The organism is Pseudomonas sp. MS01C9 (genome assembly GCF_058202755.1).
This window is the reverse complement of sequence record NZ_CM177073.1, coordinates 4,436,221-4,462,975: the sequence shown is the minus strand read 5'-3', so window position 1 is coordinate 4,462,975 and position 26,755 is coordinate 4,436,221. Positions and strand designations below refer to the sequence as shown.

18 protein-coding genes and 1 other RNA gene are annotated in these 26,755 nt (G+C 62.6%); 8 read left to right on the top strand and 11 right to left on the bottom strand.

Annotated elements, in window-relative coordinates:
- Nucleotides 1-60: 60 nt before the first annotated feature.
- Nucleotides 61-2,130, bottom strand: a complete 2,070-nt coding sequence (dnaX, locus tag AC1M7R_RS20275) for a DNA polymerase III subunit gamma/tau (RefSeq protein WP_072389069.1) — start codon at nucleotides 2,128-2,130, stop codon at nucleotides 61-63.
- A 142-nt stretch (nucleotides 2,131-2,272) separates the two neighbouring features.
- Between dnaX and AC1M7R_RS20270 the strand changes: the two genes are divergently transcribed.
- Entirely contained in the window at nucleotides 2,273-3,037 is a 765-nt protein-coding gene (locus tag AC1M7R_RS20270) for a substrate-binding periplasmic protein (protein WP_072389070.1), read from the top strand.
- On the opposite strand, the gene AC1M7R_RS20265 is transcribed toward AC1M7R_RS20270, so the two are convergent.
- Nucleotides 2,989-4,731 (bottom strand): putative bifunctional diguanylate cyclase/phosphodiesterase, encoded by a 1,743-nt coding sequence (locus AC1M7R_RS20265; protein ID WP_072430342.1) that lies wholly within the window; start codon nucleotides 4,729-4,731, stop codon nucleotides 2,989-2,991. The genes AC1M7R_RS20270 and AC1M7R_RS20265 overlap by 49 nt on opposite strands.
- Before the next feature lie 306 nt (nucleotides 4,732-5,037).
- On the opposite strand from AC1M7R_RS20265, the gene AC1M7R_RS20260 reads away from it, so the two are divergent.
- Entirely contained in the window at nucleotides 5,038-5,352 is a 315-nt protein-coding gene (locus AC1M7R_RS20260) for a helix-turn-helix domain-containing protein (protein WP_072389072.1), read from the top strand.
- Nucleotides 5,353-5,393: 41 nt separating this feature from the next.
- Here AC1M7R_RS20260 and AC1M7R_RS20255 read toward each other — a convergent pair whose 3' ends face one another.
- The 7 genes from AC1M7R_RS20255 to AC1M7R_RS20225 form a co-directional block, all read right to left on the bottom strand.
- Nucleotides 5,394-6,044, bottom strand: a complete 651-nt coding sequence (locus AC1M7R_RS20255; protein WP_072389073.1) for a Pr6Pr family membrane protein — start codon at nucleotides 6,042-6,044, stop codon at nucleotides 5,394-5,396.
- Nucleotides 6,045-6,299: 255 nt separating this feature from the next.
- Nucleotides 6,300-6,396, bottom strand: an RNA gene (gene ffs / locus AC1M7R_RS20250) — signal recognition particle sRNA small type.
- Between the two features lie 133 nt (nucleotides 6,397-6,529).
- On the bottom strand, nucleotides 6,530-7,690 hold the full coding sequence (locus tag AC1M7R_RS20245) for a zinc-binding metallopeptidase family protein (RefSeq protein ID WP_072430341.1): 1,161 nt from the start codon (nucleotides 7,688-7,690) through the stop codon (nucleotides 6,530-6,532).
- A 184-nt stretch (nucleotides 7,691-7,874) separates the two neighbouring features.
- A complete protein-coding gene (gene ligA, locus AC1M7R_RS20240) occupies nucleotides 7,875-10,238 on the bottom strand; it encodes an NAD-dependent DNA ligase LigA (protein ID WP_072430340.1) in 2,364 nt (787 codons plus the stop codon).
- A 177-nt stretch (nucleotides 10,239-10,415) separates the two neighbouring features.
- Nucleotides 10,416-11,258, bottom strand: coding sequence for a cell division protein ZipA (gene zipA / locus AC1M7R_RS20235; protein WP_072389076.1), 843 nt, complete (start codon nucleotides 11,256-11,258; stop codon nucleotides 10,416-10,418).
- A 255-nt stretch (nucleotides 11,259-11,513) separates the two neighbouring features.
- Nucleotides 11,514-15,002: a chromosome segregation protein SMC gene (gene smc, locus AC1M7R_RS20230; RefSeq protein ID WP_072430339.1), complete on the bottom strand. Its 3,489-nt coding sequence runs from the start codon at nucleotides 15,000-15,002 to the stop codon at nucleotides 11,514-11,516.
- Nucleotide 15,003: 1 nt separating this feature from the next.
- The gene (locus AC1M7R_RS20225) at nucleotides 15,004-15,663 is read right to left on the bottom strand and encodes a GntR family transcriptional regulator (RefSeq protein ID WP_072389078.1); all 660 of its coding nucleotides are present in this window, start codon (nucleotides 15,661-15,663) and stop codon (nucleotides 15,004-15,006) included.
- Nucleotides 15,664-16,052: 389 nt separating this feature from the next.
- Here AC1M7R_RS20225 and xdhA point away from each other — a divergent pair, with 389 nt between their 5' ends.
- The 4 genes from xdhA (at nucleotide 16,053) to guaD (ending at nucleotide 22,174) form a co-directional block, all read left to right on the top strand.
- Nucleotides 16,053-17,507, top strand: coding sequence for a xanthine dehydrogenase small subunit (gene xdhA, locus AC1M7R_RS20220; protein ID WP_072389080.1), 1,455 nt, complete (start codon nucleotides 16,053-16,055; stop codon nucleotides 17,505-17,507).
- Complete coding sequence (gene xdhB / locus AC1M7R_RS20215) at nucleotides 17,500-19,899, top strand: xanthine dehydrogenase molybdopterin binding subunit (RefSeq protein ID WP_490609858.1); 2,400 nt, start codon at nucleotides 17,500-17,502, stop codon at nucleotides 19,897-19,899. Before xdhA ends, xdhB begins: the two co-directional genes overlap by 8 nt.
- A gap of 121 nt (nucleotides 19,900-20,020) precedes the next feature.
- Entirely contained in the window at nucleotides 20,021-20,851 is an 831-nt protein-coding gene (xdhC, locus tag AC1M7R_RS20210) for a xanthine dehydrogenase accessory protein XdhC (RefSeq protein ID WP_271901891.1), read from the top strand.
- 18 nt (nucleotides 20,852-20,869) lie between these two features.
- Nucleotides 20,870-22,174, top strand: a complete 1,305-nt coding sequence (guaD, locus tag AC1M7R_RS20205; RefSeq protein WP_072389086.1) for a guanine deaminase — start codon at nucleotides 20,870-20,872, stop codon at nucleotides 22,172-22,174.
- A 130-nt stretch (nucleotides 22,175-22,304) separates the two neighbouring features.
- On the opposite strand, the gene AC1M7R_RS20200 is transcribed toward guaD, so the two are convergent.
- Nucleotides 22,305-23,069, bottom strand: a complete 765-nt coding sequence (locus AC1M7R_RS20200) for a GntR family transcriptional regulator (protein ID WP_003183531.1) — start codon at nucleotides 23,067-23,069, stop codon at nucleotides 22,305-22,307.
- 362 nt (nucleotides 23,070-23,431) lie between these two features.
- Between AC1M7R_RS20200 and AC1M7R_RS20195 the strand changes: the two genes are divergently transcribed.
- A complete protein-coding gene (locus AC1M7R_RS20195; protein WP_072389088.1) occupies nucleotides 23,432-24,622 on the top strand; it encodes a benzoate/H(+) symporter BenE family transporter in 1,191 nt (396 codons plus the stop codon).
- Nucleotides 24,623-24,709: 87 nt separating this feature from the next.
- On the opposite strand, the gene AC1M7R_RS20190 is transcribed toward AC1M7R_RS20195, so the two are convergent.
- On the bottom strand, nucleotides 24,710-25,054 hold the full coding sequence (locus AC1M7R_RS20190; RefSeq protein WP_072389090.1) for a YggL family protein: 345 nt from the start codon (nucleotides 25,052-25,054) through the stop codon (nucleotides 24,710-24,712).
- 232 nt (nucleotides 25,055-25,286) lie between these two features.
- On the opposite strand from AC1M7R_RS20190, the gene dacB reads away from it, so the two are divergent.
- Nucleotides 25,287-26,753, top strand: coding sequence for a D-alanyl-D-alanine carboxypeptidase/D-alanyl-D-alanine endopeptidase (gene dacB, locus AC1M7R_RS20185; RefSeq protein WP_072389093.1), 1,467 nt, complete (start codon nucleotides 25,287-25,289; stop codon nucleotides 26,751-26,753).
- Nucleotides 26,754-26,755 lie beyond the last annotated feature (2 nt).

The following is a 26,755-nucleotide window of genomic DNA, read 5'->3' as shown; positions in this document are numbered from 1 at the left end:
ATCACCTCGAAAGTACTTGGATAGATACCGCGCCCGAACCGTCCGGTCCGGCGCTTTCAGTTATGAGCCCTGGCTGACCGGGGCCTCGACAGGTTCGATAGTATCGTGACGGACCACGGCGCCGAACTGTTGCATCATCTGCTGGATGAACGGATCGTTGTGGATCGACTCCTCGGCCTCGCGCTGACGGTCGGCACGGCGTCGTGCCGCCGCCTGGGCCGGGGTTTCCTGCTCGGGCTTGATCAGCTCGATGCTCAGGGTCAGGGTGCGCTGATGATACTGGTTCAGCGCATCGTTGAGGCGACGCTGCTGGGTCGCGTTGAACAGCGCACTGTGGGCCGGATCCAGGTGCAGCAGCCAATGGTCGCCTTCCACGGAAATCAGCGTGCAGTTGGCGGCGATACTGCCGGTCATGCCGGAAATCGGCAGTTTCGCAAACAGCTCCAGCCATTGCAGGGCCAGCCCGGTGGCCGGCATCGCGGCAGGTTCCGGCTCGGGTTCGGGCGTCGGCTCGCGGGCATGCTCGCTGGCCAGGTCGTCCAGATAGCTGTAGGCCGAGTCCAGGTCCGGCTCGATGTAGTCTTCATCCAGCGGAGGCTCGTCGTCCAGGTCAGTGCCAGGGGTGGCGAGATCGACCTCGGCCGCCGTCGGCTCCGGCATGGGGGCCGCGACCCACTCGGGGGCGTCGGGCACCACACTGTCCGGGGTCGGCATGGGGAGCGGCGGCAGCTCGGGCTGCTGGGCTGTGGTATCCAGCACAGGCTGCCGGGCAGGCGGCTGGACGATCTCAGGCTCCACCGGATCGTTCCAGGGCAGGTCGATGACTGCTTCGGCAACCGGTTCGGGAGCTGGCTCTGGTTCGGGCACAGGCTGCGCAGCCGCGACAACAGGTGTCGGGGCCGGTTGCGCAATGGCTGCTACCGTAGCCGGGGCAGAAACCACTGCCGGCGCAACAACAGGCGCGGCAGCCACTGGCCTGGTGGAATCAGCTGTGGCCTGGCTGATCCCCACTGGCTTTAGCACCGGCCTCGGCGCGTCCGCCGTATCGGCGGGCCGGAACGCCAGCATTCGCAACAGCACCATTTCGAAGCCGCCTCGCGGATCCGGCGCCAAAGGCAGGTCGCGACGGCCGATGAGGCCCATCTGGTAATAGAACTGCACGTCTTCGGCTGGCAAGGCCTGGGCCAGGGCCAATACCCGATCACGGTCGCCATGGCCATTGTCGACACCTTCAGGCAAGGCCTGGGCGATGGCGACACGGTGCAATACGTTGAGGATTTCCGACAGCACGCCATTCCAGTCCGGGCCTTGCTCGGCCAGGTGACGCACGGCTTCGAGCAACGCCTTCGCGTCGCCTTCGATCAGCGCATGCAGCACGTCATAGACCTGGCCATGGTCCAGGGTACCGAGCATGGCCCGCACGTCGGCGGCCATCACCTTGCCTTCGCCAAAGGCAATGGCCTGGTCGGTGAGGCTCATGGCGTCACGCATCGAACCGTCGGCGGCGCGCCCCAGCAGCCACAATGCGTCGTCTTCGAACGGCACGTTCTCGACACCCAGCACATGGGTGAGGTGCTCGACGACCCGCTCCGGCGTCATGTTCTTGAGGGAGAACTGCAGGCAACGGGACAAAATTGTCGCGGGAAGTTTCTGCGGGTCGGTGGTCGCCAGGATGAACTTGACGTAGGGCGGCGGCTCCTCAAGCGTCTTGAGCAGCGCATTGAAGGAATGGCTGGAGAGCATGTGCACTTCGTCGATCAGGTAGACCTTGAAGCGCCCACGGCTCGGGGCGTACTGCACGTTGTCGAGCAGTTCGCGGGTGTCTTCGACCTTGGTGCGACTGGCGGCGTCGATCTCGATGAGGTCGACGAAACGGCCCTCGTCGATCTCGCGACAGACCGAACATTCGCCACAGGGCGTGGAAGTGATGCCGGTTTCGCAGTTCAGGCACTTGGCGATGATCCGCGCAATGGTGGTCTTGCCCACGCCCCGCGTCCCCGTGAACAGGTAGGCGTGGTGCAGCCGCTGGCTGTCCAAGGCATTGATCAGAGCCTTGAGCACATGGGTCTGGCCGACCATTTCGCGGAACGAGCGCGGACGCCATTTACGTGCAAGAACCTGATAACTCATCGAAAACCGTCGCAACGAAGGAACAGAAGCGGCTAATGCTAGCGGAGCAGGGGCGAAATTGCATCCGGTGCGCTCGCCTAATCTGACTAAGCTGTGGATCATGACTCGGTTGTCGACAGGATTCGCGGGATCAGGAGAGCGTATGCACGGGGCCATGGGGGCTTTGCTGTTGTTGAGTACGGGTTGTCTGGCCGCCGAAACGCCCTTGCGATTTGCCGTCACCGACGGCTGGGCCATGCCCATGGTACAGATCGAACGGGGCCGTCCGACCCAGGGCATCATGCCCGACATCATGACCAGCCTGGCGACCCAGGCAGGCATGCCGGCCGAGTTCCACGTGCTGTCTCGGGCCAGGCTCGACTCGGCCATGCAGAATGGCGAAGTCGATATGCGCTGTTATGTCAGCCCCGACTGGGTGGATGGCAACGGCAATTATCTATGGAGCGTCCCGCTGTTCTTCCAGCGCGACCTGCTGATCGGCACCACCAGCGTGTCCACGCAACTGTCGCCGGCGGCACTGGCACCACAACCGATCGGCACGGTGCTGGGCTATACGTACCCGACCTTGCAGCCGCTGTTCGACAGCGGCCACTTGCGGCGCGACGATGCGCGTAGCCAGGAGCAGGTGCTGGCCAAGCTGCTTGCCGGTCGCTATCGCTATGGCGTGAGCAATCAATGGGCACTGGACTGGTTCAATCAACGGCATGGGGCTGACCGTCAACTGCACGAGGTGGCTGTTCTCCAGGAACAACAGCTGGGCTGCTACCTGCGTAACGATCCCGGTCTTGCGACACAACGCATTCTGCGCACCCTGGAAAAAATGAAAGCGTCGGGGGAAATCGACGCCATCATCCGGCTCTATACCGGCCGCAACGCCGCATCGCAGGCAGAGACCGAGTCGCCCTGAATGCCGGGCCGTTGCTTCCACTGCGGCGGTGGAACAAAGCCCCTTACCCACCCTGGTATCTGCTCGGGGGGCATGGGTCGGGCAATGAAATACCCTTGAGCCACTTCACACCCCAGCCGCAGCAACAATTGCCCATGTTCCAGGCTGTCCAACCCCTCGGCCACCACCTGGCGCCCGAATGCCTGAGCCAGACCGATCACGGCGCGGGTCAGGGCCAGGTCGTCCCGGTCCTCCAGGATGTCGCGGACAAAGGTCTTGTCGATCTTGATGGTCTGGGTGCGCAGGTGCTTGAGGTCATTGAGGGAACAGTGGCCCGTTCCGAAGCCTCCCAGGGAAAACACCACGCCCAAGGCCTGGCAGGCCTGGAGACAGTCGCTGACGTGGGCCAGGTTTTCCACCGCGACGGATTCGACGATCTGCAGGTCCAGCATGCGCGGCGACACCGTCGGGTGTCGTTCCAGCACCTGCCGCAGGCGCTCCACGAAATCCGCGCGCTGGAAGTGTCGCGCCGAGATGTTGATGCTCACCGGCCAACACTGCCCCGCCTGCTGCCATTGCTGCAACTGGGTCATGACCTGCTCCATGACCCATTCGCCGATGTCGACGATCAGGTCGGTTTCTTCCACCAGGGGCAGGAACTCCCGGGGCGGCACCAGTCCACGTTGCGGATGTTTCCAGCGCAGCAGCGCCTCGAGACCGACCACGCAGCCATCGCGCATATTGACCTTGGGCTGGAAATGCAGCCGCAACTCGTCGTCCACCAATGCCTGCCGGACTCGCTCGACGGACTGGTACGTGGCCTGTACCTCCCTGTCCCGGGACACATCGAACAGATGGAAACGATTGCGACCGCTCTGCTTGGCCACGTACATGGCCTGGTCGGCGTGGCGCAGCAAGGTTTCGGCATCCTCGTCGTCCCACGGGTACAGCGTGACACCGATGCTGGCGAACACCTTGATACTCTTGCCATCGATCACGTAGGGCGCGGAGACGGCGATCAGCACCCGGTTCAAGGCGCCATGCAGCTCATCCATCCCACGCACATGACGCAGCACCAGTACGAACTCATCCCCGGCCAGCCGCGCCACCACGTCCTCGCCACGCACGATACTGCGCAGCCGCCTGGCCACCTCCACCAGCAGCCGGTCGCCACTGGCGTGGCCATGACCATCATTGACGGCCTTGAAGCCGTCGAGGTCGAGCATGCATATCGCCAGGGGCAGGTTTTCCGCCCGGGAAAAGGCCAGGGACTGATTCAACAAGTCCGACAGGTAGGTGCGATTGGGCAGCCCGGTCAGCACATCGTGTCCGACCCGCCATTGCAGGGAATGCAGTTGCCGACGCTTCTCGCTGACATCGAAACGAATCGCCAGGTAACGCTCGATCCGCCCTGTCGTATCGTCGGCCACCGGTACCAGGGTGGTGTCGACCCAATGCAAGGTTCCGTCCTTGGCCCGGTTGCAGATCTCGCCTTTCCAGATCTGGCCCAAGGCAATGGTGCGCCACATGGCGCTGAAGAACTCGCCAGGGTGCTGTCCGGAGTTGAGCAGGCGATGATTTTCGCCCAGCAGTTCATCGCGCCGGTAGCCAAAGAGAAGACAGAACTGATCGTTGACGTAGGTGATACGCCCGTTCAAATCGGTTTCGGAGAAAATCGCGGCTGCGTCAACGGCTCTGCGGTACTTCTTATCCATCGAAGCAGTCATCCATGAGTCATGGCTGGGCAGACGAAACAGCCAACTCGCTTCGAACACCTCGAAATGAGTTGGAGCGCGGGCCGTGCCGGCGATTGGGGTCAAGCCTCTACCGTTTGTCGCGACAATAAACGCAAGCGCTGTGTTTTTCGCGCATCCCGGTGTCTGATGCAGGTCACCAAATACCCGTGCCAAAGGCCGATTCTACGAAACACATCACATTTTGCAAAGCAAAGTGATGGAACATGCGGTTGCCTAATGCAAAAATCTATCGTTAAGTTCTTGATTCTAAATGGGAATTGAGCGATGCGAATTTCGAGCTTGGGGGCGGCCATCAGACGCTATCGCAAAGTAGCGGGGCTGACTCAGGCTGAACTGGGCGAAAAGACCGGCTTTGACCCCAAAACCATCAGCCGTTTCGAAACCGGCACCTACACCCCCAGCGTCGAAGCGCTGATCCTGCTTGCCAAGGCGCTGGACGTACAGCTCAAGGCATTTTTTGTCGATATGAACGACGAAGACGAACAACGCGCCTACCTGTTCGGCGTCATCCACAAAGCCACGCCAAAGGACCTGGGGAAGCTGATCGCGGCGGTAGACCAGGCGCTGTCCAAGCCTTAGGGCATGTCCCCTGAAATCCACGGGAGCAGGTCATCGGCCAGTCAACGCTCCCCCTTCGCCCGATCCACGGCAATCACGACCAGCGATATCACCACGAACCCCACCAGCACCATGGCCGCATTGCCAAGCGCCTGCATATAACCCAGCCGATTCACTTCGATGAACGGATAGGGATAGGTGTCCAGCAGATGGCCGCGCACCAGGGCGTAGATGAAATAGGCCAACGGATAGATCAGCCACGGCCAGGCGTTGCGCCAATGCAGCCCCTTGGGAACGCAGAACCACCAATAGATCACGAACACCACTGGCATCACGTCGTGGAGCAACTCGTCGGCCACCCATTGCCAGCCCTGGGGATCCCACACGTTACGCAGCAAGAAATTGTAGGCCAGACCCACCAGCACGATGGCGGCTGCCACGCCGCCTTGTGTCGACGGTCGGAGAAAGAAGCTGCGCAGCGCCGAGCTCCCTGTCGTCGCGGCATAAGTCAACACCACCGCCACCAGGATATTGGTCAGCACCGTGAAGTAACTGAAGAAGATATCCAGCCCACCCGCCAGGCTCTTGCCGGCCTGCCAGCGCGAAGTCAGGATCAAGTAAAGCTGGAGCACCAAGGCAAACCAGGCCAGCCCAGCGGCCAGCTTCACGGCCACATTGCCCTTGCCTTGCGTTAACACCATGTCGTCGCTCATCACGTTGCCCTCCGGCCACGTGGCAGCTGCGACTGCGAAGTCCCTGAAAGGGATGTTCAACGACAGGCTGCCTGTTGAACGAGACCCTAGAAAAGCACCCGTAAGGATTCCACTGTCATTGCTGACAGTTCCGACCAGTGGTCATGCTGCAGGCGGCACAAGGCTGCGAAAGCATTCGAAGAGCAGAACAGGAAGACAAGGAAGGATGAAGTGAGAAGAACCTTGCGAAGGAAGGTTCGGGCGTTATGGAGGCAACCCCACCAGCCACACCCCGGCACACAATGTTCCCGCTGTGGCTGCTTCCTTCCGGATCTGACCAGGTTCACGGGTAATCGTTGCGGGGGGACCGATGGGGTCACCATAACGACGCCCGCCTGACGGCGAGCCGCGCCATTGTACCTATCTGGCAAGAACTTACAACCGTCCGCGCCGGATTAAAAACCGAAGATGTTCAAGCACTTGCCGCGCAGGCAAGGCCCGCGTGGCTATAGCAGCACTTCATCGGCCCGACCGCCCTCCTCCTGGATCACCATGTGGATGAAATGCAGCTTGGTAATCACCGCGGCCGGCAGGACGAAAGGGTAGAAATCCGGCTGGCCCATGCTGCGGGACAGCTCGTTGAGCATGCCGGCCAGTTCGATCCAGGCGTTGACGAAGGACAGGAAGGCCGAGCCACCGGAATGCCCCGGGTCGAACAGGGTGTCGGGCGGGAACGGCTGGTAGTCGAAATCCATGTCCTGGGCGCTCATGCCAAAACCCAGCGCGGTGTCCACCGCGTCCATCATGTGCAGGTAGTGAGCCCAGGTCTCGGCCCAGTCTTCCCAGGGATGCATGGTGGCGTAGGCGCTGACGTAACGGCTTTGCCAATCCTGGGGCGCGCCTTGCTGGTAGTGACGCTCCAGGGCTTCGGAATAACTGGCGCGCTCGTCGCCGAACAATCCACGAAACGGCTCGAGCCAGTGGCTGTTGGCGACCAGCCGGTCCCAGTAGTAATGGCCCACTTCGTGACGAAAATGCCCGAGCAGGGTGCGATACGGCTCGCGCATCTGCTGGCGCACGTATTCGCGATGGGCATCGTCGGCTTCCTTGATGTCCAGGGTGATCAATCCGCTGGCGTGACCGGTGGTCGGCGGGGTGCCGTCAGGGTCGACGCCGATGAAATCGAAGGCCAGGCCAATGTCTTCATCGACACTTTTCGGGACCACCGGTAAACCCAGGGTGATCAGTTGCGCCACCAGGCGGCGCTTGGCGGTCTCGACCTTGCGCCAGCGCTCCGGGTTTTCCGGGAGCGACAGATCCGGAATGGTGCGGTTCAGGCTGCAAGCAATGCACAGCGTGTCCTGGTCATTGGCCGGCAGCAACCAGTTGCAGGCCGCCGGGGTATCCAGGTTGGCACAGCGACGGAACAATCCCGCCTGCGGATCGGCATCCAGCGTCCAGGTGCCCGGTTGCTCGCCGGGTTGCAGGGAAGACAGACGGCTCTGTTCGGGCTGATACCCCAGCGCCGCCAGGCAGGCCAGGCATTGGCTGTTGCGAAAGAACAGGGACTGGCCGCAGCGACACGGCCAGATCTTGCTGTTACGCGAACGATCGGCCATGAAAGGCGCGGCGATGCGTGAACTCAGCTGTTCGAAGAAGCGGTACATGGCGATCTTTCTCCCGGGAGCCTGAAGATTAGTGGCCTGTGTGGCTAATTCGTGCCCTCGACGTCAAGTTGACCGTACAGACCACTAGATCACCCCGCGCGCAGGATCGTTCCTGCGCGCATCGCTTCAAACGCGGCAAGGAGCGGCTCGCGTCATGGAGCCCCGCTCCACACCACAGGCCTGCTCAGGACTGGACGGCGATGCCATGCTTGCCCAGGAAAGCCACGAACGCCTCTTCGTCCAGCACCTCGATGCCCAACTCGTTCGCCTTGGCCAGTTTCGAACCTGCCCCCGGCCCAGCCACCACGCAATGGGTTTTCGCTGACACGGAACCGGCCACCTTGGCACCCAGGCTCTCGAGCTTGTCCTTGGCGACGTCGCGACTCATCAGTTCCAACGAGCCGGTCAGCACCCAGGTATGCCCCGCTTCGGGCAAGCCTTCGACGACTTTCTTCTCGCTCTGCCAGTGCATGCCGAAGTCCCGCAGCTGTTTTTCGGCGGCCTCGGCCTGCCGGCGATTTTCGGCGATGGCGAAGAATTCCCGAACGGCATTGGCCTGTTTCTCCGGCAGGGTCTGGCGCATGTCCAGCCAGTCCGCCTCCATCACCGCTTCGAGGGATCCGAACCTGTCCGCCAGTTTCTGCGCCCCACCGGGCCCGACCGAAGGGATGTCCAGCTTGTCCAGGAAACCACCCAGGGTGGTGCTGGCCGAGAATTCCGCCCCCAGTTCGCCCTGGTCCTGGATATCCAGACCGTGGCGCAGCAGTTCCTTGATCACCTGGCGGTTATGCGGGTCTTCGAAGAAGCTGTGGATCTCGTGGGCGACTTCCAGCCCTACATCCGGCAGGTAAGTGAGTACCTGGGGCAACGCTGCCTGAACGCGCTCCAGCGACCCCAGGGAGCGGGCCAGGACCTTGGCGGTTTCCTCGCCGACATCCGGAATGCCCAGGGCATAGATGAAGCGCGCCAGGCTCGGCTTCTTGCTGTCGGCGATGGCCGCCAGCAGGTTCCTGCTGGACAGCTCGGCGAAGCCTTCCAGGTCCACCACTTGCTCGAAGGTCAGGGCGTACAGATCGGCGGGCGAGCCCACCAGGCCCTCGTCCACCAATTGCTCGACACTCTTCTCCCCCAGCCCTTCGATGTCCATGGCCCGGCGCGACACGAAATGAATGATCGCCTGCTTGAGCTGCGCACCACAGGCCAGGCGCCCGACGCAGCGATACACCGCGCCTTCGCTGACGGTCTCGCGTCCCTTGCTGCGCCTGATCAATTGCGTGCGCTCCACGTGGGAACCGCACACCGGGCATTGCTGGGGGATCGCCACGGGACGTGCGTCATCCGGACGACGTTCGGTGACCACTTGCACCACTTGTGGAATCACATCCCCGGCACGGCGGATGATCACGGTGTCGCCGATCATCAGGCCCAGGCGCGCCACTTCGTCCATGTTGTGCAGCGTGGCATTGGCCACCGTCACGCCGGCCACCTTGACCGGCTTGAGCCGTGCCACGGGCGTCACCGCTCCGGTGCGGCCCACCTGGAACTCGACATCCAGCAGCTCGGTGAGCTCTTCGCTGGCCGGGAATTTATGGGCAATGGCCCAGCGTGGCTCACGGGCGCGGAAGCCAAGCTCGCGCTGGGAAGCGATGCTGTTGACCTTGAACACCACCCCGTCGATTTCATAAGGCAGTGCGTTGCGCCGCTCACCGATGTCGCGGTAGTAGTCCAGGCATTCATCGATGCCATGGGCAAGCTTCAGCTCGCGACTGATGGGCAGGCCCCAGGCCTTGAGCTGCTTGAGGTTGCCGATGTGGGTATCGGCGATGTCCGCTGTCACCTGGCCGATGCCGTAGCAGCAGAACTCCAGGGGTCGGTTGGCGGTGATCCGGGAATCCAGTTGCCGCAGGCTGCCGGCCGCCGCGTTGCGCGGGTTGGCGAAGGTCTTGCCGCCCGCCTCCAGCTGCGTGGCGTTGAGCCGTTCGAAGCCGGCCTTGGACATGTACACCTCGCCCCGTACTTCCAGCACGGGTGGCCAGCCGCTGCCCTGCAGCCTGAGGGGGATGTTGCGCACTGTGCGCACGTTGACACTGATGTCTTCGCCGGTAGTGCCGTCACCGCGGGTGGCACCGCGTACCAGCATGCCGTCCTGGTACAACAGGCTGACCGCCAGGCCATCGAGCTTCGGCTCGCAGCTGTATTGCACCGCCGCGCCGCCGCCCAGCAGATCGCCCATGGGCAGGTCGAGCCCCTCGGTCACCCGGCGATCGAACTCGCGCATGGTGGTTTCATCGAAGGCGTTGCCCAGGCTGAGCATCGGAATCTCGTGGCGGACCTGGCTGAACGCAGACAGGGCGACGCTGCCGACACGCTGGGTCGGGGAGTCGCTGGTCACCAGTTCCGGATGCTGCTCTTCCAGGGCCTTGAGTTCATGGAACAGACGATCGTACTCGGCGTCCGGGATGGTTGGTTCATCGAGGACATGGTAACGGTAGTTGTGCTGATCCAGCTCGGTACGCAGCTCTAGGATGCGGGTTTCGACGGCATTCATGGTGTTCTCTCATAAAGCAAAAGAGCAGCCGAGGCTGCTCATTTCAATCAGTCATGCAACGCTCGGCGGAAAACCTGCGGCAACTTAATATTTTGGGAGCTGCTTCGCAGCCCAGCGGGGCGGCGCGACGTTTCGCCAAATCCCCTCGCCACAAAAGCGCCTCGCCAGTTGGCAGCCTCAGCGCTTCTGGGTCAATGCCCGGCGCTCGAATTCGACGATGCGCTGACGGTAATGTTCGATGGTCTGGGCCGTCAGCACGCTGCGTTGGTCATCCTTCAATTCGCCGTTGAGTTCCTGGGACAGCTTGCGGGCCGCCGCGACCATCACGTCGAATGCCTGTTTGGGGTGACGCGGTCCTGGCAGGCCAAGGAAGAAACTCACCGCCGGGGTGCTGAAGTGATCGATGTCGTCCAGGTCGAACACGCCTGGCTTGACGGCGTTGGCCATGGAAAACAGGACCTCGCCGTTACCAGCCATGCTTTCGTGGCGGTGGAAGATGTCCATCTCGCCGAAGCGCAGGCCGCTTTCCAGGATGTTCTGCAACAGCGCCGGGCCCTTGAAGCCGCCCGGATCGCGGCAGATGACGCTGATCACCAGCACTTCTTCTGCCTGGGCCTGGTCCTTGTCGCTGCCGGAAGTCTTGCTTTCGTCCGGGAAATCGTCGCGGCTGCTGAAGCTCGGACCACCGTCCAGGTCGAGGTTGAGGTTCAGGTCGCCCTGGGACGGCTCACTGTTACGCTTGCCGCGCTTGGAGCCCGACTCCCGTGGTTCGCGTGCGGGTGCGCTGACCGAAGGCAGGTCATGCTCGTCCAGCTGCGGCTCCTTGTGGGTGTCCAGCACCCGGGGCGGCCCCAGCAGCTCGGTGTTGTCATCGTCATCCGGCAGGTTCGACAGGCTGCGATCAAGGCGGAACTTGAGCTTCCCCTTGCCGCCGCGCATCCGGCGCCAGCCGTCGAAAAGAATACCGGCAATGACAATGATGCCGATGACGATCAGCCACTCGCGCAGACCGATTTCCATGTAATCCCGTGCCTCTATAAAAATGCTGAAAAATAAGGGGCTTAGCTATTTGCAAACCGCTTTAAAACGTGGCGCCAACTCTATGTTCTGAATGGCGTTTTGCCCACGCATAGGAAAAATTGACATTAAACTAGCACGACCAAAGATAACTTTACACCGTCTGTCGCATAGGCTTGTGCCAATCTGTGATTTGCACGGCACCGTTCAACGGTTAAAAGCCCCGCGGCCCTCCAGGAAGATGTCCGGCTTGCCACTTCAGGCATCCACCATTGCCATGGCCTCCTCGACATCCACCGCCACCAGACGCGAACAGCCGGGCTCATGCATCGTCACCCCCATCAACTGGTCGGCCATTTCCATGGCGATCTTGTTGTGGGTGATGTAGATGAACTGCACCGTTTCGGACATTTCCTTCACCAGCCGCGCGTAACGACCCACGTTCGCGTCGTCCAGCGGCGCATCGACCTCGTCGAGCATGCAGAACGGCGCCGGATTCAACTTGAAGATGGCAAATACCAGGGCCAGGGCCGTCAGCGCTTTTTCACCGCCGGAGAGCAAATGGATGGTGCTGTTCTTCTTTCCGGGTGGACGCGCCATGATCGTCACCCCAGTATCGAGTAGATCTTCGCCCGTCAGTTCCAAATACGCGCTGCCGCCACCGAAAACTTTCGGGAAAAGTGCCTGCAAACCGCTGTTGATCTGATCAAAGGTATCCTTGAAGCGATTTCGGGTTTCCTTGTCGATCTTGCGAATGACGTTTTCCAGGGTCTCCAGCGCTTCCACCAGGTCGGCATCCTGGGCGTCCAGGTAACGCTTGCGCTCGGACTGCTGCTCGTATTCGTCGATCGCCGCCAGGTTGATCGCGCCCAGGCGCTGGATGCGCGCGGCGATGCGCTCCAGCTCCTCCTCGGCGTCTTTCTCGTTGGCGCCGGGCACCAGCGTGGCGAGCACACCATTGAGGTCGTAACCGTCTTCGAGCAACTGATCCTGCAACGCCTTGCGGCGCACTGTCAGGGCCTGCCACTCCAGGCGTTGCTGCTCCATCTGGCCACGGATCAGTTGCGATTGCTGCTCGGCCTGGCTGCGCCGCTTCTCGGCGTCACGCAGCTCTCGGTCGGCGTCTTCCAGGGCGATCTGCGCAGTCTTGAGTTCTTCGTCGACGCTCATGCGCTTGTCCAGCAGCTCTTCGAGCTTGAGCCGCAGTTCCTCCAGCGGTGCCTCCCCCTCCTCCAGGTTGAGACTCAGCTGTTCGCGCTTTTCAGTCAGGCGCTCGGATTGCATTTCCAGGCGCTCCAAAGCCTGACGGGTGGAATCGTACTGGGCCTGGAGCGAGCCCAGGCGTACCGCCAGTTGATGGGCATGGTCCTTGTGCTGGCGAGCCTCCTGGCGTACCCGATCCAGGCGCTCGCGCAAGCTGTCGCGCTGGGCCAGCAACAGTTCGCGTTGCTCGGTGTCCAGAGCCATGGCATCGAGGGCCTCTTGCAGTTGCAAGCGCGCCTCGCCGATCTGTTCATGTTCCAGTGCCCGTTGCTCGCCCAGCTCGGCGATCTCTTCTTCGAGACGAGTGCGACGCAGGGCCAGTTGTTCGACCTTGGCCTTGCCGGCCGACAGCCCGGCCTTGAGCTCACCCTGATGGCGCGCTTCGTCCTGCAACAGCCGACGCAGGTGTTCACGGCCATTTTCCTGCTGACGTTGCTGCGCCCGCAGGTTCTGCAATTCGCTTTCCAAGGCCTCGACGCTGGCTTCGCGCTCTTCGCGTTCGGCCCCCAGGCGCTGGATCTCCTGGCCTCGGGCAAGCATGCCGCTCTCGGCTTCGCTGGCCCGGCGCACCCGCAGGAAGTGTCGGCCAACCCAATAGCCGTCGCGGCTGATCAGGCTCTCACCCGCCGCCAGTTGTCCGCGCAAAGCCAAGGCCTGTTCGAGGCTATCCACGGGCTTGACCTGGCCCAGCCAGGGCGACAGATCGACCTGGGCCTCGACCTTGTCCAACAGGCTGCCCGGCATCCGCACACCGTCACCGGCCGGACTGAGCAGCCGCAGGTCGCCCTGGGTAAAGCCCGACAGGTCGAAACCGGCGAAATCGTCCACCAGTACCGCCTGCAGGTCGGCACCCAGCACCGTCTCCACCGCCAGTTCCCAACCGGCGTCGACCTTCAGGCCTTCGGCCAAGCGTGGACGCTCGGCCAGATGCTGGTCGCGCAGCCATTCGGCGGTGCCGGTGCCTGGGTCGAGCGCGGCTTGCTGCAAGGCTTCCAGGGAGGCCAGACGCCCATTGAGTCGCTGCAACTCGCCCTGGGCCTGTTGCTGGTTGTGCAAGGCCTGCTGCAAGGCCTGGCGCAACTGTTCAAGGCGTTCGACCTGGGCGTCTTCACTGGCCTGTAAGTCTTCGAGGGTGGCTTCGCTGGCCGCCAGCTGCTCGCTCAGGTCCAGGATCGCCGCGTCTTCCGGGTCGGCCGCCAGCAGGGCGCGCTCTTCGGCCAGGCGCCGCTGGCGCTCGGCCAGGCGCTCCATGCTGGTTTCCAATTGCTGGATGCGCGACTGCTGCACCTCGGCCTGGCGCCGCGGTTCGGCGGAAGTCAGGTTGAAACGGTCCCACTGCTCCTGCCAGCCATGCATGGTCAGCTCGGCTTCCTCCAGGGCAGCGGCAGCCTCTTCGGCCGCGGCGCTGGTAACTTCCTGTTCCGGGGTGAGTCGGTCCAGCTCTTCGCCGAGGGTCAGCAGCAACGTACGGTCGTGCCCCAGGTGAGACTCGGTTTCCAGCCGCGCCCGCTCGGCTTCCTTCAAGTCATCCTGCAACTGACGCAGCCGTTGCTGGCCGTGCTGGATACTCTGCTCGACCCTGGCGATGTCGCCGCCCACCGAATAGAAGCGCCCCTGCACCAGATTGAAGCGCTCGGACAGTTCGTGATGCCCGTCGCGCAGGCGCTCGATGGCCGCGTCGGCGTTGCGCTGCTCGGCCACCAGGGCTTCGAAGCTGACCTCCTGGTTGCCGATGATCGACTCGCGCTGGCCGACCTGCTCATTCAGGGCCTGCCACCGCAGGGCCGAGAGCTGGGCCTTGAGCTGGCGCTCCTCGCCCTTGTATTCCTGGTACTTGCGGGCGGCTTCGGATTGGCGGTGCAACCGTTCGAGCTGGCGATCGAGCTCTTCGCGCAAGTCGGTCAGGCGGGCAAGGTTTTCGTGGGTGCGGCGGATACGGTTTTCAGTCTCGCGCCGCCGCTCCTTGTATTTGGAAATACCCGCGGCTTCCTCGATGAAGTTGCGCAGGTCTTCGGGCTTGGCCTCGATCAGCTTGGAGATCATGCCCTGCTCGATGATCGAATAGCTGCGCGGCCCCAGGCCGGTGCCCAGGAAGATATCGGTGATATCGCGCCGCCGGCACTTGGCACCATTGAGGAAATAACTGTTCTGGCTGTCCCGGGTCACCTTGCGCCGAATGGAGATCTCGGCATAGGCGGCATATTCGCCCACCAGGGTGCTGTCGGAGTTGTCGAACACCAGCTCGATGCTTGCCTGGCTCACCGGCTTGCGACTGGTCGAGCCGTTGAAGATGACGTCGGTCATCGACTCGCCGCGCAGGTTCTTGGCCGAGCTCTCGCCCATCACCCAGCGGACGGCGTCGATGATATTGGACTTGCCGCAACCGTTGGGCCCCACCACCGCCGCCATGTTGCTGGGGAAGTTCACCGTGGTCGGGTCGACGAAGGACTTGAACCCCGCCAGCTTGATGCACTTGAGTCGCACGTCAGGCCGCCGTCAGGGCAGAAACCACCAGATCGCAACTGCGCTGGGCATAGGCCGTCAGCACGATGCGAATCTGCGGCAGGTCACGGGCCAGCACGGCCACGAGCAGGCGCTGGAACAGATCGAGGAACTCGCTCATTTCCGCCTTGCGCTGTTCCAGGGCCAGGAAGTAGGCACGGCTCATGGCCGGCTGCAGGTTCTCGACGGTTTCCTGCAGGTACGGATTGTTGGCGAAAGGATAGGCGGCACGCATCACACTGAAGCTTTCATCGACGAAGGTACGGATGTCCTGTCGGACGAAGGCCTCCTTGAGGCGCTGCTGGATCACCAGGAAGGGCGCCATGTCGGCCTGATCCTTCCAGCCCTGGGCCACGGCGTTGCCCAGCAGGATGTACAGCTCGCTCATCAGCGCGCAGAGGCTGCGTACCTTGTGCTCGGTGAGTTCGGTGACATGGGCGCCACGGCGCGGCAGGATCGCGACCAGATGGCGCCGTTCCAGGATCAGCAAGGCCTCGCGGACCGAGCCGCGGCTGACATTGAGCGCCAGCGTGACCTTCTGCTCCTGGATGCGCTCCCCCGGCCTCATTTCGCCGCGAATGATGCGCTCGGCGAGATGATGGGCGATTTGCTCAGCGAGGCTGTCCGGGGCCTTGAACGTCATGGTTGTCCTTCAAACTCTTCGATTTGCACAAGCGGCGCAGTGTACCGCACTCGATACGTCATGGCGCAGGGCCTGCACCGGGTTTTTGGCACGATATAAGCAAATTTTCAAGGGCCCGGCCTTTGCGCAAGCAGGGCTCGCCCGCGAACGTGGACCGACCGCCGCAGATCCTTGCGCAGGCCGGCATCCGAGCAAGCAAGCCCGTCCCACAAGGATTTGCGCTTAACTGATGGAGAGAGGACATCGCTCGAAGTTCGACCCCGAAACCTGTTGTTCATCGACAAAGCGAATTTTCCTGACCTTAAAGTCAGAAAATCGTTGACCGAAAAGTCAGAACTGATAAATTCGGCCCACGTCGATACAACAATAATGAATCTGCGAGGCCTTCCGTGATCCAGTTTTTACTCAACCAGGAACTCCGTAGCGAGCACAGCCTGGACCCGAACCTGACCGTGCTCAATTACCTGCGCGAGCATGTCGGCCGGTCCGGCACCAAAGAAGGCTGCGCCAGCGGCGACTGTGGTGCGTGCACCGTGGTGGTGGGCGAACTGCACGTAGATGAATCCGGTCATGAGCGCCTGCGCTATCGCAGCCTCAACTCATGCCTGACCTTCGTCTCGTCCCTGCACGGCAAGCAACTGATCAGCGTCGAAGACCTCAAGCACCAGGGCCGGTTGCACAGCGTCCAGCAGGCCATGGTCGATTGTCACGGCTCGCAATGCGGCTTCTGTACCCCCGGCTTCGTCATGTCGCTGTTTGCCCTGCAGAAAAACAGCGAACAGCCCGACGCGCACAAGGCCCACGAGGCCCTGGCCGGCAACCTGTGTCGCTGCACCGGCTACCGGCCGATCCTGGCTGCCGCCGACCAGGCCTGCTGCGGCAAGCAAACGGACCAGTTCGACGCTCGTGAAGCCCAGACCATCGCTCGTCTCAAGGCCATTGCGCCCAAGGAGACCGGCGAACTCAACAGCGGCGACAAGCGCTGCCTGGTGCCGCTGACGGTCGCCGACCTGGCCGAACTCTACGACGCGTATCCCCAGGCGCGCCTGCTGGCCGGCGGCACGGACCTGGCCCTGGAAGTCACCCAGTTCCACCGTACCCTGCCGGTGATGATCTATGTGGGAAACGTGGCCGAACTCAAGCGCATCGAGCGCTTCGACGACCGCCTGGAGATCGGCGCCGCTACCGCGCTCTCCGATTGCTACGAGGCCTTGCAGGCCGAATACCCCGACTTCGGTGAATTGCTGCAGCGCTTCGCCTCGCTGCAGATCCGCAACCAGGGCACCCTGGGCGGCAACATCGGCAACGCCTCGCCCATCGGCGACTCCCCGCCCTTGCTGATCGCCCTCGGCGCGCAGATCGTACTGTGCAAGGGGCAGGTGCGCCGCACACTGGCCCTGGAGGACTATTTCATCGATTACCGGGTCACGGCTCGCCAGGAAAGCGAATTCATCGAGAAGATCATCGTGCCGAGGGCCAGCGCCGAGCAGGCATTTCGCGCCTACAAGGTTTCCAAGCGCCTGGACGATGACATTTCCGCCGTGTGCGCGGCATTCAACCTGCGGATCGACAACGGCGTGGTGCGCGACGCCCGCGTAGCGTTCGGCGGCATGGCCGCGACGCCCAAGCGCGCCAAGCATTGTGAGGCGGCCCTGATCGGCTCTGCATGGAACGACAGCACTGTCGAGCGTGCCTGCGCGGCCCTGGGCGAGGATTTCACGCCGCTGTCGGACTTCCGCGCCAGCAAGGAGTACCGCTTGCTCGGCGCCCGCAACCTGCTGCGCAAATACTTCATCGAACTGCAAACGCCGCACATCGAGACTCGGGTGACCGCTTATGTCTAACCATCACGCCGCAGAAAAGACCCAAGCCGAACTGGCCGAACTGTTCGCCCGCGACCTCACCACTGGCGTGGGCCGCAGCGTCAAGCACGACAGCGCCGCCAAGCATGTGTCTGGTGAAGCCCAGTACATCGATGACCGCCTGGAGTTTCCCAACCAGTTGCACGTCTATGCCCGGCTGTCGGACCGCGCCCACGCCCGGATCCTGCGCATCGACACCACGCCGTGCTATGCCTTCGACGGGGTGCGCATCGCCATTACCCATGCGGATATACCGGGCCTGAAGGACATCGGACCGTTGCTGCCCGGCGATCCACTGCTGGCCATCGATGATGTGCAGTTCGTCGGCCAGCCCGTGCTGGCCGTGGCCGCCCGGGACCTGGAAACCGCGCGCAAGGCGGCGATGGCGGCCATCGTCGAATATGAAGACCTGGAGCCGGTGCTCGACGTGGTCGAAGCCCTGCGCAAGCGTCACTTCGTGCTCGACAGCCACACCCATCGGCGCGGTGATTCGGCCGCCGCCCTGGCCGGTGCCGAACACCGTATCCAGGGCACGCTGCACATCGGCGGCCAGGAACATTTCTACCTGGAAACCCAGATTTCCTCGGTGATGCCCACCGAAGATGGCGGCATGCTCGTCTACTGCTCGACCCAGAACCCCACCGAAGTGCAGAAACTGGTGGCCGAAGTGCTGGGGGTTTCGATGAACAAAGTCGTGGTGGACATGCGCCGCATGGGCGGTGGGTTCGGCGGCAAGGAAACCCAGGCCGCCAGCCCGGCCTGCCTGTGCGCGGTCATCGCCCATCTCACTGGCCAGCCGACCAAGATGCGCCTGCCCCGGGTCGAAGACATGCTGATGACCGGCAAGCGCCACCCCTTCTACATCGAATACGACGTCGGCTTCGACAGCACCGGGCGCCTGCACGGCATCGCCCTCGAACTGGCCGGCAATTGCGGCTGTTCGCCGGACCTGTCCGCCTCTATCGTCGACCGTGCGATGTTCCACGCCGATAACGCCTATTACCTGGGCGATGCGACCATCAACGGCCATCGCTGCAAGACCAATATCGCCTCGAACACCGCCTATCGCGGCTTCGGCGGCCCCCAGGGCATGGTCGCCATCGAGGAAGTCATGGACGCCATCGCCCGACACCTGGGCCTGGACCCGCTGGCCGTGCGCAAGGCCAACTACTACGGCAAGACCGAGCGCAACGTCACCCACTACTACCAGACCGTCGAGCACAACATGCTCGAGGAAATGACCGCCGAGCTTGAGCAAAGCAGCCAGTACGCCGAACGCCGCGAGGCGATCCGCCGCTACAACGCCAACAGCCCGATCCTGAAAAAAGGCCTGGCGCTGACCCCGGTGAAATTCGGCATTTCGTTCACCGCCAGTTTCCTCAACCAGGCCGGCGCGCTGATCCACATCTACACCGATGGCAGCATCCACCTTAATCATGGTGGCACCGAAATGGGCCAGGGCCTCAACACCAAGGTCGCCCAGGTGGTGGCCGAAGTGTTCCAGGTGGAAATGGACCGGGTGCAGATCACCGCGACCAATACCGACAAAGTGCCCAACACCTCGCCCACCGCCGCCAGCAGCGGCGCCGACCTGAACGGCAAGGCCGCGCAGAACGCCGCCGAAACCATCAAGCGGCGCCTGGTGGAGTTCGCTGCGCGGCAGTACAAGGTCAGCGAAGAAGACGTGGAATTCAAAAACGGCCATGTTCGGGTGCGCGATCACATCCTGACGTTCGAGGCGTTGGTGCAACAGGCCTATTTCGCCCAGGTCTCGCTGTCCAGCACCGGTTTCTACAAGACTCCGAAGATCTACTACGACCGCAGCCAGGCCCGTGGCCGGCCGTTCTACTACTACGCCTATGGCGCGGCCTGCGCCGAGGTCATCGTCGATACCCTGACTGGCGAATACAAGATGCTGCGCACCGACATCCTCCACGACGTCGGCGCCTCGTTGAACCCGGCGATCGATATCGGCCAGGTCGAGGGTGGCTTCATCCAGGGCATGGGCTGGCTGACCATCGAAGAGCTGGTGTGGAACGACAAGGGCAAGCTGATGACCAATGGCCCGGCCAGCTACAAGATCCCGGCCGTGGCCGACATGCCCCTGGACCTGCGGGTCAGGCTGGTGGAGAACCGCAAGAACCCGGAAGACACGGTGTTCCATTCCAAGGCCGTTGGCGAGCCGCCCTTCATGCTCGGCATCGCCGCATGGTGCGCCATCAAGGACGCCGTGGCGAGCCTGGGGGATTATAGGCACCAACCGAAAATCGATGCGCCGGCGACGCCGGAGCGGGTGTTGTGGGGGTGTGAGCAGATGCGAGGGTTGAAAGCGGTCAGGACTGAGGAAGCTGAAGTCGAAGTGGCTTCGCTCTAGACCGCGGCGCGGCTATCGCGAGCAAGCTCGCTCCCACAAGGGACTGCGGACACCGTCCCAATGTGGGAGCGAGCTTGCTCGCGATGAGGCCGGAACAGACAAAAGAGACGTCGAGGTGAATATGTACAACTGGATCAGCGCCCTCGCCGACCTGCAGACCCGCGGTGAATCCTGCGTGCTGGTGACGATCATCGAAGAACTGGGTTCCACACCGCGCAACGCCGGCTCGAAGATGGTCATCAGCGCCAGCCAGACCTTCGACACCATCGGTGGCGGGCACCTGGAGTACAAGGCCATGGAGATCGCCCGGCAAATGCTCGCCAGCGGCCAGCAGGACACCCATCTGGAGCGTTTCAGCCTCGGCGCCAGCCTGGGCCAGTGCTGCGGTGGCGTCACGGTGCTGCTGTTCGAACCCATGGGCCAGGTGCAGGCACAGATCGCAGTGTTCGGCGCCGGTCATGTCGGTCGCGCGCTGGTGCCGCTGCTGGCGAGCCTGCCTTGCAAGGTGCGCTGGATCGACTCGCGGGAGACGGAATTTCCTGAACAACTGCCCCACGGCGTGCGCAGGATCGTCAGCGAAGATCCGTTGGATGAAGTCGACGCACTGCCGCCCGGTAGCTACTGCATCGTCATGACCCATAACCATCAGCTGGACCTGGAGCTGAGCGCCGCGATCCTCAAGCGCAATGACTTCGCCTATTTCGGCCTGATCGGTTCGAAGACCAAACGGGTCAGGTTCGAACACCGCCTGCGCGACCGCGGCTTCGACAGCGGCGCCTTGCAGCGCATGCGCTGCCCGATGGGCATTGGCGAAGTCAAAGGCAAGCTGCCTGTGGAAATCGCCATCTCCATCGCCGGCGAAATCATCGCCACCTATAACGCGAATTTCGGCCAGCAGACCCGCCGCGCCGAGCCCATTGCCAAACTGCTGCCGGCCTCGCGTCGCAGCTGACCATTTCCGAGAGTTCCCATGCCCCTGACTCGCAAAGCCTACCGTGCCGCCCTGCTCCACAGTCTCGCCGATCCTGCCGAAGCCGGGATCGAAGCGTCCTACGAATACTTCGAAGACGGCCTGCTGGTGGTGGAGAATGGCCAGATCAGCGCCATCGGCCCCGCCTGCGACCTGCTGCCCACACTGGCCGCCGACATCGAGATCGTCCATCACCAGGATGCGCTGATCACTCCTGGCTTCATCGATACCCATATCCATCTGCCCCAGACCGGCATGGTGGGCGCCTATGGCGAACAGTTGCTGGACTGGCTGGACACCTACACCTTTCCCTGCGAGAGCCAGTTCGCCGACAAGGCCCACGCCGACGCGGTGGCGGATATTTTCGTCAAGGAACTGCTGCGCAACGGCACCACCACGGCGCTGGTGTTCGGCAGCGTGCACCCGCAATCGGTGAACGCGTTCTTCGAAGTGGCCCAGAAACTCGACCTGCGGATGATCGCCGGCAAAGTGATGATGGACCGCAATGCCCCGGACTACCTGGTCGATACGGCCGAATCCAGCTACACCCAGAGCAAGGCGCTGATCGAGCGCTGGCATGGCAAGGGTCGCCTGCACTACGCCGTGACACCGCGCTTCGCCCCCACCAGCACACCGGAACAACTGGCCCTGGCCGGTCAATTGCTGAGGGAATATCCCGATCTCTACATGCAGACCCACATCAGTGAAAACCTGCAGGAAGTGCAGTGGGTCAAGTCCCTGTTTCCCGAGCGCAAGGGCTATCTGGACGTCTACGACCACTACCAGTTGCTCGGCCAGCGCTCGGTACTGGCCCATGGCGTGCACCTGTGCGACGACGAATGCGCGCGCCTGGCCGAGACCGGTTCGGCCATAGCCTTCTGCCCGACTTCGAACCTGTTCCTCGGCAGCGGACTGTTCAACCTGCCCATGGCCGAGAAGCATAAGGTGAATGTGGGGCTGGGCACGGACGTCGGTGGCGGTACCAGCTTTTCGCTGCTGCAGACCCTGAACGAAGCCTACAAGGTGATGCAGTTGCAGGGCGCCAGGCTGAGCCCGTTCAAGTCACTCTACCTGGCCACCCTGGGCGGCGCCCGGGCCTTGCGCCTGGAGGATCGGATCGGGACCTTGCAACCGGGTACGGATGCGGACTTCCTGGTGCTGGACTACAACGCCACGCCGCTGCTGAGCTATCGCCTCAAGCAGGCCAAGGACATTGCCGAGCGGTTGTTCGTATTGATGACGCTGGGGGATGACCGGACGGTGGCGCAGACCTATGCGGCCGGTAAATTGGTGCATCAGCGCTAGAATCTCGGCGCCTGTCGGAACGCTATCGCGAGCAGGCTCGCTCCCGCAGGGATTATGTGAACAACACAAATCCACTGTGGAAGCGAGCCTGCTGGCGATGAAGGCGACTGGGAATAACTGGCTCACCCCATCAGAGCTTGGCCGTCGACCGCCCAGGCTTCTTGCTCTGCAGCAGATGCGAGAACACCGCATGCAAATCATCCGACGCGCTTTCTTCGTCGAGGTTGAGCTTGCTGTCGATGTGATCCATGTGGTGCATCATCAGGTCAACCGCCAGCGTGGCGTCCCGGGCCTCGATGGCGTCGATCAGCTGGGTGTGTTCGTCATAGGAACAGTGGGAACGGTTGCCGCTTTCGTATTGGGCGATGATCAGGGACGTCTGGGACACCAGGCTGCGCTGGAAGCTGATCAATGGCGCGTTCTTCGCCGCTTCGGCCAGCTTGAGGTGGAACTCGCCCGACAGGCGAATGCCGGCGCCACGGTCGCCACGGGAAAAACTGTCGCGCTCGTCGCTGACCATCTGCCGCAGTTCGGCCAGTTGCTCGGCGGTGGCGTGCTGCACCGCCAACTCGGTGATGGCCCGTTCCACGAGGCGCCGGGCCATGAACACCTGGCGAGCCTCCTCGACACTCGGGCTGGCCACCACGGCGCCCCGATTGGGTCGCAGCAGCACCACCCCTTCATGGGCCAGGCGAGACAGCGCGCGCCGGATGATCGTGCGGCTGACTCCGAAAATTTCCCCCAGTGCCTCTTCGCTCAACTTGGTACCGGGCGCCAGGCGTTGTTCGAGGATGGCCTCGAAGATATGTGCATAGACAATATCGTCCTGGGTTCCGCTGCGGCCGGCTTTACCTGCTCGCGGTTGTTTCTTGAGGGGTTGCAACTGTTCGTTCATGGGCACTCGGGTCGGGAGAACTGCGGCGAATTGACCGTGACTGTAATACGGCACAGCGGGTCGCTGGCAAGTATCGTGTAAAAAACAGCTCGATTGTACACAACCTCTGATGGCAACACGACTGTACGGCTGTTTGCAGGCATGGCTGTATTGCAATCGACAACTGCGTTGAGTTTAGGCTTAAACCACAAAATCTGTGGCGAGGGGATTGATCCCCGCCGGGTCGCAAAGCGGGCGGTCTCAGCCATACCAGCCCTGTTGCAACGAGACTTTCCAGGACCGCCATGCAGTTCATCGAGGATCAATCCTCTCGCCACACAGTCAGGCTCTAGCTGTTCTACCAATCAGGATCATCCCGCACCATGACCGAAGTCACGACTACGCCACTTCGCCCCTTGGCCGACACCTCCCTCTCGGCCATCGTCGCCGGGTTCATTGCCATGATGACCGGCTACACCAGTTCCCTGGTGCTGATGTTCCAGGCCGGGCAGGCGGCCGGGCTGACCAGCGGGCAGATTTCCTCGTGGATCTGGGCGATTTCCATTGGCATGGCGGTGTGCTCCATCGGGCTGTCGTTGCGCTATCGCACACCGATCACCATCGCCTGGTCGACACCCGGCGCGGCGCTGTTGATCACCAGCCTGGGCGGTGTGAGTTACGGCGAGGCCATCGGCGCCTATATCACCTGTGCAGTGCTGGTGACGATCTGCGGCCTGACCGGCAGCTTCGAACGCCTGGTCAAGCGCATTCCGGCCTCGCTGGCGGCGGCGCTGCTGGCGGGCATCCTGTTCAAGATCGGCAGCGAGATTTTCGTCGCCGCCCAGCATCGCACCGGCCTGGTGCTGGGGATGTTCTTCACCTACCTGGTGGTCAAGCGCGTGTCGCCTCGCTACGCCGTGCTGGCAGCGCTGTTGATCGGTACCGCGCTGGCGAGCGTGATGGACCTGCTGGACTTCAGCGGTTTCGCCCTGGAAGTCGCGACTCCGGTCTGGACCACGCCGCACTTTTCCCTGGCAGCCACCATCAGCATCGGCATTCCGCTGTTCGTGGTGGCGATGACTTCGCAGAACATGCCGGGCATCGCCGTGCTGCGAGCCGACGGCTACAACGTGCCGGCCTCGCCGCTGATCACCAGCACGGGCATCGCCTCCCTGCTGCTGGCGCCCTTCGGCTCCCATGGCATCAACCTGGCGGCCATCAGCGCTGCCATCTGCACCGGGCCCCACGCCCATGAGGATCGCAACAAACGCTACACGGCGGCCGTCTGGTGCGGGGTTTTCTACGCAATCGCCGGCGTGTTCGGCGCAACGCTAGCGGCGTTGTTCGCGGCACTGCCCAAGGAACTGGTGCTGTCCATCGCGGCGCTGGCGCTGTTCGGCTCGATCATCAATGGCTTGAGCATCGCCATGAGCGAAGCCAGGGAACGGGAAGCGGCGCTGATCACCTTCATGGTCACGGCGTCGGGGCTGACGCTGTTCTCCATTGGTTCGGCATTCTGGGGGATCGTGGCGGGGGTGTCGACGTTGCTCATCCTGAACTGGAGCAAGGATTGATCGCCCCTACGCTCAGCGTGGGAACGATCGCTCCAACCGACAGGCGCAAAAAAACCGGCACCCATGAGGGTTGCCGGTTTCGGAACATCAAGCGACCGGGTTGATCTGCTTTTCCGGGTACCACACGTCGATCAGCGGGCTGACTTCAACGCTGGTCAGCTCAGGACGGGCCTTGAGCCAGGCTTCTACAGCCGCGCGCTGCTCTTCGCTGACCGAACCGCGCTTCTGCAGGCAGACCAGACCGTAGTCGTCGCCGCCCACATAACCCAGGCCATTGGCTTCCATGGCTTCTTTCAGGAACGCGTCGAGGAAAGCGTCAATAGCCTCATCGGCCAGATCTTCTTTGAAATCCAGGTTCAATTCGAAACCCAGCTCTTGAAATTCATCCACGCAAAGCTTTTTGCGCAGACGCCGGGAACGGTTAGTCGCCATTGAAACAATCCTCATAAGTAATAACGGCCGGCACTTTACCAGTTTGGAGCACCGTTTGCCCGACTGATCGGCGCAACCGCCTACCGTCGGTAAAAAAATAGCGCCTGGAAGGACTCGGGCACGGCAAAGCCGCTACGCCTTGGGGCATAATGCCGACACATTCATTACCGTTGAGGACGTTCAATTTTCATGTCCTCGTTTTTTCCCCCTCGCCCGCAGGGTTTTATTTCAAATGATCAAGTCTTTGCGTCCACTGCTTCTGGCCAGCCTTCTTCTTCCCCTGGCCCTTCCTGCCTACACCAGCGCCGCCACCATCAATACCGCCCTGTCGCCCAACGTGCAAAAGGCCCTCAAGGCCAGCAAGCTGCAGGACAACGCCCTGTCCCTGGTACTGGTGCCGCTCAACGGCCCTGGCACGCCGACCCTTTATAACGCCGACGTTTCGGTCAATCCTGCCTCCACCATGAAGCTGGTGACCACCTACGCGGCGCTGGAAATGCTCGGCCCCAACCACCAGTGGAAAACCGAGTTCTACACCGACGGCACCCTCAACGGCGGCATCCTCAACGGCAACCTGTACCTCAAGGGCGGCGGTGACCCCAAGCTGAACATGGAAAAGCTCTGGTTGCTGATGCGCGACCTGCGGGCCAACGGTGTGCAGCAGGTCACGGGTGACCTGGTGCTGGACCGCGGCTTCTTCATCCAGCCGCAACTGCCCGAGTTCAACGACGACGGCAACGACGAGAACAAGCCTTTCCTGGTCAAGCCCGACTCCTTGCTGGTCAACCTCAAGGCCCTGCGCTTCGTGGCACGCAATGACGGCGGGCGGGTGCTGGTGTCGGTGGAACCGCCCATCGCCAGCATCCGTATCGATAACCAGGTCAAGGCCGTCAACGGCAAGCAGTGCGCCGGCAACGTGCGCTACAACCCGGTGCCGCAAGCGGACGGCAGCGTGAACGTGACCGTCAGCGGCCAACTCGGTGACGGTTGCAGCTCCCAGACCTATCTGTCGCTGCTGGATCACGCCACCTATACCGCCGGCGCGGTGCGGGCGATCTGGAAAGAACTGGGTGGCAGCATCCAAGGCCAGGATCGCCTGGCCTCGACGCCAAACAATGCCAAGGTACTGGCCCGGGCGTTCTCGCCGGACCTGGCGGAAATCATCCGCGACATCAACAAATACAGTAACAACACCATGGCCCAGCAACTGTTCCTGAGCCTGGGCGCGCAGTTTCGCAACGAAGCCGACGGTGACGACGCCAAGGCCGCGCAACGCGTGGTGCGCCAATGGCTGGCCAAGAAAGGCATCACCGCGCCGCACCTGGTGATGGAAAACGGTTCCGGGCTGTCTCGCGCCGAACGGGTGAGCGCCCGGGAAATGGCAGCGATGCTGCAAGCGGCGTGGCGCAGCCCGTATTCGGCGGAGTTCATCAGCTCGATGCCCATCGTCGGCACCGACGGGACCATGCGCAAGCGCCTCAAGACCACCGCCATGGCCGGTGAGGCCCATGTCAAGACAGGCACCCTGAACACCGTCCGAGCCATCGCCGGCTACAGCCGGGACGTCAACGGCAATACCTGGGCGGTAGTAGCGATCCTCAACGATCCGAAGCCGTGGGGTGCGTCCTCGGTGCTGGACCAGGTGCTGCTGGACCTGTACCGCCAGCCGAAACTGCCGCAGACGGCTTCGGTGCTGTAACC